The organism is Limosilactobacillus reuteri (assembly GCF_034259105.1).
In the GTDB taxonomy this organism is placed as follows: Bacteria; Bacillota; Bacilli; order Lactobacillales; family Lactobacillaceae; genus Limosilactobacillus; species Limosilactobacillus reuteri_G.
Genome location: NZ_CP139476.1, coordinates 51935 through 67424, shown reverse-complemented (window position 1 = coordinate 67424; position 15490 = coordinate 51935). Strand labels below are relative to the sequence as shown.

Here is a 15490-nt window from a genome sequence, read left to right as displayed (position 1 = left end):
ACTTGCCTAATTCTGCAAAATAAAGCACTTTTTTGTAAATAGTCAGGGAGATATCATGAATCAGTCAACTTTTCAGCTACTTGGTAATGTTGCTTCAGCAGATTTCTACCTTTGTGAAGGCAGTGATATTACTTTAATATCTGATAATAATGCCTATAATATGAAAGCTTTAGCCCAAGAAGCGCTTAAACTGCGTGTTCCTAATTCTTTGACCGTTATTGATTTAAACAACTTCTACGTTGGTATGATCCCTATTAATCATAATCAGATATTGACCATGATTCCTCATATTAACACCACCAATATCCCATTCAATTATCAGGAAATCACTAATTTTATCGGGTCTAGAATTTTTGGTGTTGGAAAGTATTTCCATTCCAAAAGTACTAGGCCCTAATTTAAAAAGCCATTGATAATGGATCAAAAACGGCCACTAGGGTATACCCTAGTGACTTGACTTATCTTCATGAACTGAGGATGCCTACAAAAGTTCAATAGCATTGTCCAAATTATATGATAATTATCAATTGGATGATCAAGCAGGGACGCGCGGAAACTCATTTCGTAATGGTAAGTCAGCTAAATAATAGGTCATAATCAGTGAACCAAGGTCGGGACTATGCTACAATAAATTTAGATTGAATCAGCGAGGTGAGTGGATGGAGTGGCAACAATTATTAATGGAAAATACGGCGTTGATCAATGCACAGGTTGTTCAGATTGGGCTGGAACGGGAAGGCCAGCGGGTAACGGTGACCGGTCATTTGGCGGATACGGCATTATCACCAACACTTATCAGCGAGTTTTCCGGCCTGCAACGGGACTTTGCGGAGACACAGTTGGAGTTAGTCACCCAACCGCAAGCAAGTGCGGTTGCTGCGTTGCACGCCTTAACGATGCTCACACAACAAGTCCGGCAAAGGCTTCTGCCTGAACTGATTTGGCCGCTAAGCATGCCGCCCACACTTCCACGAGAAGACCGGGATATTCCAATTGCTAAGTTGGATGCGGCCGCTGTCGCCTATCGACAAGGACTTGCTCACCGCTATGGCCGACGACGTCAAATGTTGTCAGGTGTTCACTGTAATGTGAGCTTAGCGGCTAGTCTGATGATGGGATTGTATCAGGCCCAGACAGATAGTCGTGATTTCACTACCTTTCAAAATCGCTGTTACCTGCACATTGCGCAGAATTATTTGCACTATCGCTGGCTACTGACGTATCTTTATGGCTGCTCACCACGCTGCTGGCCACAGTCTGGTCTTACGCCACCAGCCCAGCCCGTTCGAAGCTTACGCAACAGTTCTAGCGGGTATATCAATCGGCCGGGTGTTACGGTCTCGTACGCGTCGTTAAATGACTATTGTCAAACACTGCAAGCGGCCGTTGATAATGGAAAATTAAGTGCGACCAAGGAATTCTACGGTCAGGTTCGATTGCGTCATGCCGGTGGTCATTCACAACTATGTCAGGATGGGATTCAATACTTGGAATTACGTAACTTAGACCTGAACCCATGGGCCGGTGCGGGCGTTGATCTGTCCCAACTGACCTGCTTAACGTGGTTCGTTTTACTGATGCTCTGGTTACCAGTGCCAGCTAGTACGGATAATTGGATTCAGGCGGGTCAGCGCGCCAACGAACAAGTTGCCATCGAAACCCCCATGCAAGTGACTCGACAGCTAACTGAAGGCGAACAACTAGCTGATGCGCTACAAACTATGGCTACCAGTTTACATCAACCACACGCTTTGCAAGTCGCCCAACATATCTTAACTAGTCTGCACGACCCGGCCAACACACTCGCGGCCCGCTGGGAACAACAAACAAACGATTCGCTCGAACGTGCAACCCAACTTGCACTCCAGCTGGCTGCGACACCACATTTTAATGCTTGAATATACTGAAATCGGCGTACACACTTGTTGGCACGTTAGGACGCACATCGGCTGACGAACAACAAACCAACTAATAAGCACGTTTAAACCATGACTAACGTCAAATAACGCGTTGCATGTCAAGAATGATAATTTTTGAGACGATTATTTGCGCGGAAACTGAAATTGCGTTAAATTTGAGCTATACTATTACTACCACAAATATTAGAAAACCATTAGTTATCGAAGGGGTGTTTTACGTGCAAGTATTATTTCATGATCAAGCGTTAGACTTAGTCGGTGAACCGTTACAAGATGGTGACCAGTTACCGAAGTTCAAAGTGTTCACTACCCATGATGAAAAGATTAAGACTAAGGACTTGCTAGGTAAGCCTGTCTTGTTAAGTGTGATGCCAGATATTGATACGCGAGTTTGTTCTATTCAAACAAAGAAGTTCAATCAACAGGCTGATAAGTACCCCCACGTTCAATTTTGGAAGTTTGTCAAATGGTGTTGAAGGATAGAAACTATCCTTCAACACCATTTGACAAACTTCCTATATTTCTTATATAAGATCAAATCGTCATGACGTTGCTTATAGTCCATGTTAGTAAACCAACGCACGCCCTTAACTCTAATATATCGATGCCCTTGCTCATCAATTCGTATTCCCGAAGCCTTTAACAGGTCACTCAAAATAGCGAATTTGTTTTTGAGATTCAGCACTTTAATCAACTCTGGTCCCAACATCAACTGACTAGCCCAGTTATGACGCCGACACTCACCTACCACACCGTAGCAATTATCGAAGATTTATACCGCCAATGGACCACGAGTATTTGATTTGAAAAACGCTTTCACAACTGTTATAATATTAGTGTAACCAATAGTTATGAAGAGGGGTTCATTATGACAACTTACAATTATGACTTTCCAAAATCAAAAGCACAACTCAATCAACTGATTGCCGATATCAGCCAATTAAAGGTCAACGTTCAACAAACACACTGGTATATGCGCGGTGAAAACTTCTTCCGTCTCCATCCGCTGATGGACGAATATGGCGATCAACTAAGCGAACAGCTCGATCAAATTGCAGAACGCTTGATTGCTTTAAACGGCAGCCCACTGGCAACAACTCACGAATTCATTGAAAATACTGGCCTACCAGATGACAAAGTCGCTTTTGATCAATTAACGATGACTGAATTCATGCAACGGCTAGTTGATCAATTCAAGTACCTACGTAACCAATACCAAAAAGGAATCGAAGTTACTGACGAAGAAAAAGACTTCCCAACTCAAGATATGCTTAATGGCTTCAAGGATGAAACCGATAAAAATATTTGGATGATCAGTGCTTATCTAGACAAAGCACCATTCGCTGACTAATATAAAAGACCATATGGCTATAAACGAGTAGTAATATGGTCTTTTTCTTATGCTGAAAAAATAGCAACCAATAACTCCCTGAATTATTCACCATAAGTTCTCCAAGCACAGCGTCACCCCGTTATCATGGGCGGTACTGTGTTTTTTGTTTTTCACCTTTTTAGTGCAGAAAAAGAACCTCCGATTTGGTATAGTTGATTCACCACAAGTCAGCTATCCACCAAAAGAAAGAGGTCCTTCTCATGGCAACTTTACCGGAAAAACGAGTTAATTTCAATCCTAAATTACATATTTCGCACACTGGTGGTGAACTTTCCACTGATGCTGGGCTAGTGTTGGTCAAAGAATTAATGGCGCAACTCAATTTCACGACCTTAGCGTATCAATTAGTCCATTTTGATGACCAGCGCCATTACGCTCGTTACAGCAACGTTAGTCTACTAGAGCAGGTCGTGCTGCAGTTGATCGCCGGCTACCCTGCCGATCTAGCTGCCACTAGTTTGCGCGATGACCCCACATTTAAATTACTATTGGCACAACCGCAATTGGCCTCACAACCGTCGTTATCCCGTTTTTGGCAACGCTGTGACGAAGCAGACCATCACCTCATTAATCACCTCATTACAAACGTTGAATCAAGCATTGCTTGACCAAGCGTGGACTGGCGCCAAGCAACAACAGCTAATTCTCGATATTGACTCGACCCATGCCGATACTCATGGTCATCAGGAAAAAACGGCCTTTAATGCGCATTACGGTACCACGGGTTACCATCCGCTGGTCGCTTTTGACGGGCAAACGGGCCACTGTTTAAAGGCTCAATTGCGCCCAGGTAATGTTTATACCAGTACGGATATTGCCCCCTTTATCACACCACTACTACAGCACTATCATCAAGTCAAACCGAACGCTGATATCTTGGTCCGCGGGGATAGTGGCTTTGCGACTCCAGAATTATACGAAACTTGTGAAGCCAACGACACTTTTTACTTGATCCGCCTGAAAGCCAATCGGCGGCTGAACCAACTGGCTGAACGTTTTGTTCAGATCAGTGATGAGCAGAATTGGACTGAGACCGAGGTCCATTATTATCGCGCGTCTTATCAAGCCCGATCATGGCCTAAGCCGCGCCAGATCTATATTAAATCAACTCGACCAGCTGGTGAATTGTTATTTCAACATGAATACCTCGTGTCCAATTTAACGAGTTTTGTCGCCGAAGATGCGTTTCACGCCTATCACCAACGGGGTCAAATGGAAAACTATATCAAGGAAGCCAAAGCTGGCTTTTACCTGGATAAAATGACTAGCTCGCAATTTATACCAAATTATGCCCGCATGATGCTCAGTGTCCTCGCTTATAATTTAGTCAGCTTGATGCGCCAATTGTTGCCTGCACAACATCAGCGATTACAGGTTACAACCTTGCGCTTATGGCTGTTTAAAGTGGCGGGTAAGCTGGTGACCAGCGGCCGGCAACTTTGTCTAAAATTAAGTCGCCACCACGTCTATCAGGATTTGTTTTATCAACTGTTAGCTCGAATCCAAGCGCTACAGTGGGGCTAGCTCAGTACGATAAATCAAAAAAAGGCCGTTCGATCAAGGGGCAAGTACGCCCAAAATTGAGGATCAAAGATTTATCCAGCCCCATAATTTGGTAGCCTTTAGCAAAAACAGTACATCTTGGTTTGACTACGCCATAGCAGCACGAGAATTGGTCCAAAATTGTGCGGTATGCCGATATTAAACCTCGTATGAATAATTCGAGACATATTTCAAGAACTTAAGGTTGGGATTCACAATTCCTACCGTCAAATAATCTTTCCCCGAAATATAACCATCACCATCAATAACTCCCAATAAGAAATTAAAGAAATACTTTTCTTCTACTTTTGGAAACTCGAAACGGTAGGTTTTATTCTGTACAACACCTCTATCTACTAGATCAAAATACATTTCTGAAGAATAATAACGAACTGTCACAGTTTTATGTCCACCTCTTACATGGACACCTTTAATCATTCTATCTTTTTGAATCTTAAATTTTATATCTGAACCGTTACCAAGGGCTTCATTAAATTTTTGAAGATGGCTGCAATCTTTTTCGTTAAGTTCAATTGCAACTTCACTTGTTGTCTGCCCGTTTTCTCTTTCTTTTCGAGTAATATAGCCATCGGCAAACATAAAGCCTAGCCAATAAGCTTTTTCGGAAGTATCAATATATTCAAAGTAACGACGATCATAATCATGCTTCTTTTTACTCAATCCCATTACAGATGCTTTAGTTCTTACTTGCTTATTGGTCTTTTTTATATCATTAAACTCGTTTAACTTATCTGTAATTTCTTGGTACGTCATATCTAAATAATGATCTTGAATAAAATTAAGTTCTTTATCTGTAAATATTCTTCTCAATGTATCCTCTTACAAACACACTGTTACAAACCTCTCGCTGCAATATACATGAAGAAATCAACCTTATTCATCATGTAAAACAATAATTTCTGATAAGGCTTAAAGTTAACTCCAAGATAATCTTTTACGAATATCTGTGGATTTCTTCGCCAATATCTAACCCATTTCATCAGGTTGCGTTCTCGTTTTTCAAAATAGCTAGACTTGTGTTGTGTCTTCTCAGTCTTCATATAGACTTTCAACCTCCTTTTCAGAGGCGACACCAAAGGTTCTCTTCATAGGAATCACGAACCATTTTTCAATGTACTTCTTTAAGCCAGCAGCGTCTTCGTATTTATCGCTATCTGGAACAGGTTCACTAAGTTCCCAACCTTGAATTCTTTGACCCAACGTCTTTCCACTGTCATCATTCCCACTAAGTACAGCGTCAAACCCTAAATCCTTTGAATCTTCTGAATATGCTTTACGTAAGGCAGTGATCGCCTTAGAGTCTCCATCCATAAACGCCTTATCCAATACGTCCTTCAACTTTACATTGGCAACATATCTCTGAATCTCAAATGCCGTTGTTGCCGGTTTAATTGCAATAAGACCTTGTAGCACATTCTCAAAATAAGCATATTCTTCTTCGTTATATCCCTTGCCCCATCTACTTTCTAATTCGGGGGTAATACTTACTGTTTTCTCGGCATGATCTGTTGTGAATACAGAATCTGAGAAGGTCTTGAAATTCTTATACGGAGCTATTTTCTTTAAGTATTCTCCGAAATTAGGGTTCTTGCTTGTTCTTTTTACGTCAATATAAAGATTCTTGACAAAGGGAATATTTGCGAATTGAGCCATTTCAATAACTGAATCCTCATTGCTAAAATCGGCTACCATATTGGCGCAATCGCGACATATAGAAAAACTAGTATCAAGTAACAAGTTCTTGTGTTTCAAAAGTTGGTTAGACCTTTTTCTTCTCCGCAAACTATACATATCTTTGATCCAGCCATTTACTCGCCTCTAATCATTCAACGCTTCGTGAGTTTGAGCTAGATATTTTAATGTATTTGCGTACCGTTCTAGGTCTGCCATTTGATGAATTGATAATTCTTTACACGATTCAATTTCATCCATTTTTCTAAGCACGAACTCAACATGCTTCTTGAGGGCGACATCAATATCTAAATTCATATGATTGTCCCCTTTGTCACATAACTTACGCTCGTGTAGTTTTCACAACAGACAATAATCTCAGTTTCATTTTTTATTTGTTATTAAGGAGGTTTTCACTGGTTATTATCTGCTTTGAAAATCACACGAGCGCTTCCGTGTGACATTATTTAGTTCGGACTGCTTAACCAACCCAACAGCCCATTCGATCGTGGGTTTTTATAGCTTCATGGACTAACGGATGAACTGTTAACTTAATTATTCAGCAATCTTCTTTGATAGAGTTGCCTTGTGTACGTGATGTGCTGGAACTTCAATTAATTCACCAGTTACACCAAACACACGCTTGTAAGCTTCTTTGTACTTACTTTCAAACTTTGCAAAGCCTGTAATGTTTACTGACTTGTTGTCCTTCATAATTGACTTGATACCATCAGTAAAGGCATCCACAATCTTCTTAGCTTCAACCTTTGTAGTTTCTTGTTGCTTTGCAATAATTTCAATTAAATCTTTCTTGTTTAACATATTTTCTCTCTCACTCTCATTCAGTTTATTAAAAGTCTATTGTTTTGCTTCGAAATGTCAAAAATAAAACGGGTCTAATTACCCCTCTACTCTATGATGTTTCTAAAATTCAATTTGGCAACCATTTTTTCGTGATTTTTTGCAAATTTTTTGTAATTTTTTTGATACCGATTGGTGTGTAACCCCTGTAATTAAGGCTATATCGTTAAGATTATTTTTCCCATTAAATTTTTTCAGAAAATGTAAATCATCTTTTTTACATGAACTTTTGATTATTTCTTGCATTCGTTTCATGCCGTCAATAATCATTTCATTGTCAATGTCTAAGGAATTAATATCGATATTACAATAACCAGCTTTAATAAAACTCTTATAATCATCTTCATCAATATTGTTTGGGTCGAATAACTTACTTAGATACGCAGTTTTGTTTGACCTTTGCTCTCTTAGAAAATTGTTATTATTAATTTCCTCTTCGATGTCATCGACAAGTAATATGCTACTCGGAGTTTTTTTGTGCCAATAATGAGTTTCATTAGCGTAAAAAGAATAATCGCCTTTACGGTATGAACCTGAATTACTGCTATCAAATAAGTAATTACTGAGCCGATCAGTAAACCATCCAGAAAAAGAATGGGTCGCCAGCTGATGATGATTAACCTCACTTCTTATATGTCGTTGCAGCTGATTGGTATCAAGTAATTCTCTTAAATGTTTATCTCGGTCACTTTTTGTTTTAAGCGATGTATCAAATATTTTTCTCATACTGTCTCTTATATCATATCAGCTGACTGTGTAAGTATACCATGAACATAAACAGAATGTGTGATTTCGCTAAAAAGACATCACTTTATTCTAAAACTTCTGTAATCACTGATCCGTATTGTCCATCGTCTATGTATCTAACAAGCTTTTGACAATCATGCATATCCGCATAGATGTATTTGTTATACCAATTAGTTTCGGTTCTCATTACCCTTACGAAGAAATTAGCTAGTATTTCATTCTCTCTAAACCACTGGAGATAGAGGCGCACTGTGGATTCCGGGGTTTTACAGACATTAACAAGATATGCCAATGGCTTATCATATACGCTAGATGTTTTAGTCTGTTCGAAAATAGTACTACGAAAATATGCATAAAACCCAAGATAGTTCAATGTTTGTTTACCGTTACTAGAATCCATAATGGCTTTGATAGAGTGACCATACACCTTAAAATAACCATTTTTTAATAATGACTGTTCATCATCCAAGAATACAATATCCATCGTTTTCCCGTGAACTCTTTCAATTTCAATCAATTTAAGTTGTTGTAATTTTTTGATCATTTTTGTTATTGGTTGCGTACCTAGTCGCCAATTAATCTGTGTGGTTAACTTACCAACAGTAGTACTAAGTCTTAATTGATTCCCATCGATAACTCTACGACCAGCCTTAGCTTTTAAAAGAATATAGAAGCCTAATTCAGTATTGCTAAGGTCTTTTGATAGGATGGTGGTATCAATAATAGCAAATAACATATTCTTAGGCATTTTGTATTTCTTGTATTTATTTTTTAGAATCGTTTTATTCAAATTAAAACCTCACTTTCTTTGATGGAGGTAATCTTAGCACAATGATTTCTTCTTGTCCTAAAAACGCGCAAAAAACACCGGGAACCGTTAAAGTATACTTTACTCATGTTATATTTATTATTGTTATATTTAAATATTCGCTAACTTTCTTGTCAAAAAAGATGAGATTTCTGCGGTAGATGATGTACATTTTTATGCAGATTTCTGCGAAAGTACCGCAAGATTCTGCATAAAATTGTATAGGCGAAGAAATGGGAAAATAATCAAAGCTAAGATTAGGATTCAACACTGGAGAAAATACATATTTCATGGTATTTATCGCTTATTAGTTATTTTTGACGGATAAACTTTACCCAAAATGACGTTTATTCGCCTAAAGAATAAATTGGGATCATCGGACGGTTAAACTTTTTAGCTTGTGTACGTTGCTTAATTGCGTTAATACGCGCATAAAATTCTGGATTATTTTGACGCATTTCTTCTTCGTCTTTTGCAATCATAGCATTTACTTCTTCCTCAGACATAAAGCGTTTTGATGGAGATTTCTTGTAACCAGTAAACGCATTTTTGACGTTATTGTTGTAAAAGTTAATCATGTCTTGAGCGCACTTATCCCCTCGTTTCAGAGCATTGGTAATTGCAGCTTTGATATATGCGATAGCATTAGTAATCTTATGTCCTTTACTACTTGTGATTATGTAGTTAACCATATCTTCGTTGGATTGACTGATTAGAGAATGTAGTTCAATAGCCATAGGCTTAGTGATGAATCCAAATACATCAACAAATGAACTCTTTATCTTTTCTGGTAAAGAGTGATATGGATTTTTGTTTGATTGATTGGGTTGAATTTCATTTTCCTTACGCGCGTGCGCGTTATCATCCAAATCATTATTATTTAAAAATACATGAGATAGACTAGAGTGAGATAAACTAGTATTCCCTTTTTGGTCACACGTGTAATCCCGTTGGGACTTCACGTTCATATCAATTGTTTGAGAAGATAATTTAAGAGTTTTACTAAATTCAAGCTTGGATGCAGTAGTCCAGTCAGAAATAGTCTTTTGAACAGTAATAGTGTGATTTTTCCATGGCAAAATAAGCTCAACGTTACTTGGTGTTTGTTGAACTGGATAAACATAGATTTTGTAACCCTTTAAGCCTTCACGAACAATCTTAATTAAATTCTCCGATTCTAATTGCTTACGAAATTTACTAATCATTTTGACTGTTGTGTGAAGTACCTTGGCAGCCAATTCATTAGTAAAACGAATAAAGACTCCCATATCATCAACGAATGCTGTGTTCCCTAAACGAGCGTTATTCATAGAAACAGAATAGCGATCAGCGTAAAGAGCGTACAACATCATTGCACGGGAGTCTAGATTCTTATATTTTGGGTTTTCGAGTAAATCTAGGTTGATACCTAAAAACGCTTTTTGGTTATTCATTGTAGTTTCTCCTTAATTCATTTGAATTAGGCATACTTTAATAACCGTAAACCCTTGATTTTTAAGGATTAAAGTATATAATAGATATATAGATTTGAAATGAAATTACCGCATTCCCTTTTGAGACTTTTGGTTATTCATTGTTTTTCTCATCAAATCAAGAGGCTTGTGGTTATTCTCCAGAGTTTATCGAAAGTTGGACTTCGATAAACTCTTTTTTTATGCCTTATATTTAATTGATATTCTAATATTATCATCGCTAAATTAGATAGACAAACGTGTCAAAATAAATTTATCAAATTTATCCTAAAATTAGCTTAATTGATCAAAGATTAATTTATCAATAGATAATAGTGAATTCGTTGTAATGACATGTTTCGTCATCGTTTAACACAACATTCTGTTGTGCTTGATTATATAAAATCACTGATCGATAGAAAAATAAAAAATTTTTTCACACTCTATCTACTAACCAATGACGATATCATTTTAGATTCCGTTTTAGTTAAAACATTGTTATGTGTATTCTGAAAAGCTAATAAACATTTCATTTAATTACTTGTTATTTTATTAACTTATGTTTTAAAGATACAACAATGCGTTGGAAAAGTAAACGATTATTTTTTCTTGTTATTAACCGTAGATAGGTTAATTCTTATATTTTGCATTAAATATATAGCAAATAATTCAAAGCATATAAGAATTATGAATAATGCTAATAATGCAGTGGTGAAAACATAAAAAAGCCTTAACAGTGGGTTTTGTTTAGGATATAATATTTGTATACATGTAATGCAAAAAATGCAATTAATACTAATATTACTAAAAATAATGAGGAAATGAGGGAGACGAATGCCTGTTCTAGTTTATGCTAATTTTAAAGGTGGTGTCGGTAAAACAACCAATTCTGTCATGACTGCATATCAATTAGCCAAGAAAGGTTATAAGACTTTAGTGTGTGATTTAGACCCACAATCGAATGCAACACATTTATTAACGCGAACATACGCACGCCAAAATAATCAAAGTGAGAAAGAGTTTGTCAAAGAACTTAATAAGAAATCAAAAGATAAACTTTCAAAGGCAGATATAGATAAAGAAGTTGAAGAAGTTTTTAAGGAAAGAGAAAGAAAACAGCTTCGAATAAAAGAAACAATGATGTTAGCTCTTAGCGAAGGAGATATAAAGAACGCTATCGTTAAGGTAATGGACAATTTATATTTACTTCCTTCTTCTGATGACTTTACAGAATACCCCGATTTTTTGGAAATGACATTTATGCCTAATGAAGAAAACTATAAAGAAAAAAGAATTTCTTACTTTGCAAAACAACTAGATAAAGTCAAAGAAAATTATGATTTTGTTATCGTAGATGTTCCACCAACTCTATCAGTTTTTACTGATTCCGCAGTTTATGCAGCAGATGATATTATTATTGTTTTACAAACACAACAAGATTCACTAGATGGTGCTGAGGCGTTTTTCGTATACTTACAAAAAATGTTCAATAACTATCCTTCTATTAGTTTTAATATTCTTGGAGTGCTTCCTGTCTTACTTGAAAATAGAGCAGGATTGGATACGCAAATTTTGAAAGACGCGAAAGAGTCATTTGGTAAAGATGGAGTCTTTAAGAACATAATTAAACATATGGAGCGTCTTAAGCGATTTGGTCGTATGGGAATAGCCGATAAAGATGCTGAATATGGAAAGGGTGACTTCCACGATATAAAGGTACACTATGTTTACAATCGGCTAACAGATGAAATATTAGAACGGTTAAAGAAATTGGAGGGATAAACTTTGTCTGATCTATTTACCCAATTTAATAAGGAAAACAAGAATAGAAGAAAGAAAAATGCTACTCCAGGAGTGGCAGAAACAAAACCCTCAACTCCAGAAAAGAGATATGATGCTTCTGTTCATCAGAAAAAAACCACCGAAAAGAAACCAGAAGTTAAAAAGAGAGGTAAAGGTAGACCAAGAAAAAATAAGTCTACTAAGATGATTAGGATTAGCGATCAAGCGGTAGATATAATTAATGCTTATAAACAAGTGGCAAATTGTGAATCACAGGATGATGCTATTATTGATGTATTTAGAAAATATATAGAGAGTGGCGCAATGAGTGATAGCGATGAAAAAGTATTTAGACTACTTCTCGAACTTAAAAAGGTAGATAGTTTGATATACGATAAAGAAGAATTGAATTAATAAAAAGAACACTTTCGTCATAAAGATGACAGAGAGTGTTCTTTTTATTTGCATTAAATATCTTACATAGATTATTTGCAATATATGAATTATGAAGATTATAAATAATACTAGCATTATTTATAATGCAAAAAATATTGAAACTGTGAAAAACAATGGTATAATTTATTTATGCTTAAAGCAATATTAGTATTATTTGCTATACGATTAATGCTAATTATATATGCATTATTTGCAATATGAACAATATTTGCATTAAGAGGAGTGGGATTAATGGAATTAACGCCAGATGAAATGAAAATATTATCAAGTATTTAGAAAAGCTTAAGCAGGAAAATATTACCATACCTGACAAGTACTATAGTTCGGATGCAAAAACACGAGAACAATTAGAATTTCTTCTGAATTTTACGAAATAAATTAGGCAGAATAGCATACGAGGAAAGAACTACCCAAGCAAAAGTCATAAATAAACTTATTGGCTTGGGGTTAACGAATAGTAAATTTGTTAAGTATCTTAAAGACTAGCTCAAGTTGGTAAATAATATCATAGAAAAACTTAAAATATCATATTTGATTGTTCCTAAATAATATAAAGTATGATATAATATGATTATATTATAAATTGGAGGTAGAAATAATGGTTGAGAAGATTATGAAAGTTGCAAATGATTTGGGATATGGTTCTGTAAAAGCAAATGTTGATGGTGAAAATATTAAGTTTCCATCAGTTATAGCAGCAGAACGTCCACAAGATGTACAAGCTCCTATGGAATTTGATTCTAAGCAAGACCAAGATGTTTATATGAAGCACTTCCTTAATAATATGGATGTTAGTGTGTCAAGTAATGCAGTAAAAACCTCTGGAAGATTTTTGATTGGTAATGCAGCTATTGACAGTGGTCTATCCATGAGGTCTTTTGATGTTAATGACTTCACTGGTAAATCAGAGACAGATTTAGCTATTATTCTTACTTTAAGTTTGATAGCTGGAAAGAAAGTAAAAGAAGCATATGAAGCTGGACAAGACTTAAAGGAGATTCTAAAGGTAAAAGTTAATATGGCGACTGCGTTACCTATTTCAGAAGGTAAGGTAAATAATGCAAAAGATCGTTACAAAGAACGTTACATGGGTAGTACTCATACAGTAACTTTCCATAACTTCAAGGACCCAATTAATGTAACTATCGAATTTAATAAGGTATATGTTGCATTAGAAGGTGAAACAGCCCAAATGCTTATTTCCTCCGATTATGATGGATTAACAGATAAAATTAAGGAAGACTTTGATAAGAACTATTCAGAAATGAAGGATGAAGTTGAAGCTGACGACCTTATTAATTCACGAAATGTACTTGGAATTGATATCGGAGAAGGGACTACTGATGTAGTAGCAATCATTAACGGTAAGGCTAATCCAGCAGCATCAGCTTCATTACCACAAGGATACGGAAATGTATTACAAGATGCAGTACGCGTTCTTCAAGATCAACAAATGAATTTCGAGGAACGTTCACAATTACAGAGTTTCTTATCTGAAAAGGTCAGTCCATTGCGTCGAACTCGCCAAGATAAAGTACGTCAAGTAGTTTATGACCAATTAGAACCATTAGCTGACAAAATCATCGATACAGTTAGTCAAACAATGCGTATCGCTAAGGATACTGAACTTGTTTACGTATATGGTGGTGGCTCCATTCCAATGCTAGATGAGAGTAATCTTCGCGAAGTATTGAATGAAAAACTTAAGAGCTTCAGCGGTGGATATGATGTTCCAGTAATTTGGATTGATAAAGAATATGCACAATATTTAAATGAATTAGGATTACAAGTAATTGTTGAAGCCTTATAGAGAGTGTGATTTTTATGGCAAAAATGATTAGAAAAACTATCCTTATTCCCGAGGATTCAAAAGTTGCAGAATGGGCTAAAAATCAGTCACAATTTTCTCCGGCTGCTATTAGGGCATTAGAAATGGTAGTTAGAAAATATGGAACTGGTGATCTTATCCAAGCTATTTTAGATAGTGCAAGCTTAGATGGACGGTTAAATACAGTTAGCACTGTTTCAAAACCAGAAGAAAAGACGTCGGTAGAAAAGAATGTTGATGTCGATGTTGAAGAAAAGTCCAAGCGTAAATTAAAGACAAGAATTGGAAATAAGAAAAACGACAATGACTCTAAAACTAATGACAGTTCTTTGAGTTCTAAATTGAAAAATAAACCTAACTTAGATATGTTATCGTGAGACTATAGTATGATTATGTATGTTTTAGTTAGAATAAAAGCATATAAAGTGATATAAAATATGAAAAAGCCAGAGCTACTGATAAATTAGTTGCTCTGGCTTATCATTTAAAACAAAAAAGGATACCTTTTCAGGTACCCCACGTTAAACCGATCCGTGAGTTAGGAAGCACCCACGATACACACGGCTTAATAATATTGTTATATATATTATAACATGAAATTAATATGATACAATTGAAAAGCACATTTGAGCGGGCGTAGGAAACCCGACTAGTGCAGAGAGGAGGTAACTCCTTGTGTCGCATTGGTGCTTAATAATATTGTTCGTGCCTAATAAGCACGTTAAACATTTAATTAAAAAGATTAGTAAGTGGTTACATAAGTAATCCGTAACTATTTCAGCGGTGGTATTTATTTGCTATCGCTGTTTTTTGTTTAAAATTTTCAATGTTTTATGTGGCTTATGATAGTTTTGTGTTTTTAAGGTAATCGTATCTTAAGTATATAGAATAGGGAGCTGAGCTACGTTTTTCTCTGAATGATATAGGGGTAAAAATAGGTCAAAAATGATTTACAACGAAAGTGAAAATTCACAATCTCGATATTGAAAAGCTTATTTTTCTACCCTATTA

The 15490-nt window shown here is 36.3% G+C and carries 15 protein-coding genes and 2 pseudogenes; 9 read left to right on the top strand and 8 right to left on the bottom strand.

What is annotated here, in order from left to right; all coding sequences use genetic code 11:
• Positions 1 to 55 precede the first annotated feature (55 nt).
• The 3 genes and pseudogenes from SH603_RS00400 to SH603_RS00390 form a co-directional block, all read left to right on the top strand.
• Complete coding sequence (locus SH603_RS00400) at positions 56 to 397, top strand: hypothetical protein (protein WP_321533548.1); 342 nt, start codon at positions 56 to 58, stop codon at positions 395 to 397.
• A gap of 262 nt (positions 398 to 659) precedes the next feature.
• The gene (locus SH603_RS00395) at positions 660 to 1898 is read left to right on the top strand and encodes a glutamate--cysteine ligase (RefSeq protein ID WP_321533547.1); all 1239 of its coding nucleotides are present in this window, start codon (positions 660 to 662) and stop codon (positions 1896 to 1898) included.
• Positions 1899 to 2023: 125 nt separating this feature from the next.
• Positions 2024 to 2371: pseudogene (locus tag SH603_RS00390) on the top strand (redoxin domain-containing protein); the annotation flags it as partial.
• Positions 2372 to 2412: 41 nt separating this feature from the next.
• On the opposite strand, the gene SH603_RS00385 reads toward SH603_RS00390, so the two are convergent.
• Positions 2413 to 2628 (bottom strand): adenine-specific methyltransferase EcoRI family protein, encoded by a 216-nt coding sequence (locus tag SH603_RS00385; protein ID WP_169477727.1) that lies wholly within the window; start codon positions 2626 to 2628, stop codon positions 2413 to 2415.
• Between the two features lie 159 nt (positions 2629 to 2787).
• On the opposite strand from SH603_RS00385, the gene SH603_RS00380 reads away from it, so the two are divergent.
• Entirely contained in the window at positions 2788 to 3270 is a 483-nt protein-coding gene (locus tag SH603_RS00380) for a Dps family protein (RefSeq protein ID WP_169483282.1), read from the top strand.
• A gap of 242 nt (positions 3271 to 3512) precedes the next feature.
• A pseudogene (locus tag SH603_RS00375) lies at positions 3513 to 4836 on the top strand (IS1380 family transposase).
• Between the two features lie 177 nt (positions 4837 to 5013).
• On the opposite strand, the gene SH603_RS00370 reads toward SH603_RS00375, so the two are convergent.
• The 7 genes from SH603_RS00370 to SH603_RS00340 all read right to left on the bottom strand — a co-directional run bounded on the left by SH603_RS00370 (position 5014) and on the right by SH603_RS00340 (position 10395).
• Positions 5014 to 5685, bottom strand: a complete 672-nt coding sequence (locus SH603_RS00370; protein ID WP_321533546.1) for a hypothetical protein — start codon at positions 5683 to 5685, stop codon at positions 5014 to 5016.
• A 219-nt stretch (positions 5686 to 5904) separates the two neighbouring features.
• The gene (locus SH603_RS00365) at positions 5905 to 6627 is read right to left on the bottom strand and encodes a hypothetical protein (RefSeq protein ID WP_321533545.1); all 723 of its coding nucleotides are present in this window, start codon (positions 6625 to 6627) and stop codon (positions 5905 to 5907) included.
• A gap of 66 nt (positions 6628 to 6693) precedes the next feature.
• A complete protein-coding gene (locus SH603_RS00360) occupies positions 6694 to 6864 on the bottom strand; it encodes a hypothetical protein (protein ID WP_169477388.1) in 171 nt (56 codons plus the stop codon).
• Between the two features lie 237 nt (positions 6865 to 7101).
• Positions 7102 to 7368, bottom strand: a complete 267-nt coding sequence (locus SH603_RS00355) for an HU family DNA-binding protein (RefSeq protein WP_003676428.1) — start codon at positions 7366 to 7368, stop codon at positions 7102 to 7104.
• Positions 7369 to 7470: 102 nt separating this feature from the next.
• Positions 7471 to 8133: a hypothetical protein gene (locus SH603_RS00350; protein WP_321533544.1), complete on the bottom strand. Its 663-nt coding sequence runs from the start codon at positions 8131 to 8133 to the stop codon at positions 7471 to 7473.
• Positions 8134 to 8218: 85 nt separating this feature from the next.
• On the bottom strand, positions 8219 to 8944 hold the full coding sequence (locus tag SH603_RS00345) for a hypothetical protein (RefSeq protein ID WP_321533543.1): 726 nt from the start codon (positions 8942 to 8944) through the stop codon (positions 8219 to 8221).
• Between the two features lie 365 nt (positions 8945 to 9309).
• Positions 9310 to 10395 carry a replication protein, repA gene (locus SH603_RS00340; RefSeq protein ID WP_321533542.1) on the bottom strand — a complete coding sequence of 362 codons (1086 nt, stop codon included), beginning with the start codon at positions 10393 to 10395 and terminating at the stop codon, positions 9310 to 9312.
• An 852-nt stretch (positions 10396 to 11247) separates the two neighbouring features.
• Between SH603_RS00340 and SH603_RS00335 the strand changes: the two genes are divergently transcribed.
• From SH603_RS00335 to SH603_RS00320, 4 genes are all read left to right on the top strand, one after another.
• A complete protein-coding gene (locus SH603_RS00335) occupies positions 11248 to 12195 on the top strand; it encodes a ParA family protein (protein WP_321533541.1) in 948 nt (315 codons plus the stop codon).
• Between the two features lie 3 nt (positions 12196 to 12198).
• Entirely contained in the window at positions 12199 to 12609 is a 411-nt protein-coding gene (locus tag SH603_RS00330) for a replication-associated protein RepC (protein ID WP_321533540.1), read from the top strand.
• A gap of 640 nt (positions 12610 to 13249) precedes the next feature.
• Positions 13250 to 14461, top strand: coding sequence for a ParM/StbA family protein (locus SH603_RS00325; RefSeq protein WP_321533539.1), 1212 nt, complete (start codon positions 13250 to 13252; stop codon positions 14459 to 14461).
• Between the two features lie 14 nt (positions 14462 to 14475).
• Positions 14476 to 14856 carry a hypothetical protein gene (locus tag SH603_RS00320; protein ID WP_321533538.1) on the top strand — a complete coding sequence of 127 codons (381 nt, stop codon included), beginning with the start codon at positions 14476 to 14478 and terminating at the stop codon, positions 14854 to 14856.
• The last annotated feature ends 634 nt before the right edge of the window (positions 14857 to 15490 follow it).

Excerpts from the sequence above, each read along its gene's own strand:
- SH603_RS00400 (WP_321533548.1), top strand. The coding sequence starts at position 56 with ATGAATCAGTCAACTTTTCAGCTACTTGGTAATGTTGCTTCAGCAGAT.
- SH603_RS00395 (WP_321533547.1), top strand. The coding sequence starts at position 660 with ATGGAGTGGCAACAATTATTAATGGAAAATACGGCGTTGATCAATGCA.
- SH603_RS00385 (WP_169477727.1), bottom strand. The coding sequence starts at position 2,628 with ATGTTGGGACCAGAGTTGATTAAAGTGCTGAATCTCAAAAACAAATTC.
- SH603_RS00380 (WP_169483282.1), top strand. The coding sequence starts at position 2,788 with ATGACAACTTACAATTATGACTTTCCAAAATCAAAAGCACAACTCAAT.
- SH603_RS00360 (WP_169477388.1), bottom strand. The coding sequence starts at position 6,864 with ATGAATTTAGATATTGATGTCGCCCTCAAGAAGCATGTTGAGTTCGTG.
- SH603_RS00355 (WP_003676428.1), bottom strand. The coding sequence starts at position 7,368 with ATGTTAAACAAGAAAGATTTAATTGAAATTATTGCAAAGCAACAAGAA.
- SH603_RS00350 (WP_321533544.1), bottom strand. The coding sequence starts at position 8,133 with ATGAGAAAAATATTTGATACATCGCTTAAAACAAAAAGTGACCGAGAT.
- SH603_RS00340 (WP_321533542.1), bottom strand. The coding sequence starts at position 10,395 with ATGAATAACCAAAAAGCGTTTTTAGGTATCAACCTAGATTTACTCGAA.
- SH603_RS00335 (WP_321533541.1), top strand. The coding sequence starts at position 11,248 with ATGCCTGTTCTAGTTTATGCTAATTTTAAAGGTGGTGTCGGTAAAACA.
- SH603_RS00325 (WP_321533539.1), top strand. The coding sequence starts at position 13,250 with ATGGTTGAGAAGATTATGAAAGTTGCAAATGATTTGGGATATGGTTCT.
- SH603_RS00320 (WP_321533538.1), top strand. The coding sequence starts at position 14,476 with ATGGCAAAAATGATTAGAAAAACTATCCTTATTCCCGAGGATTCAAAA.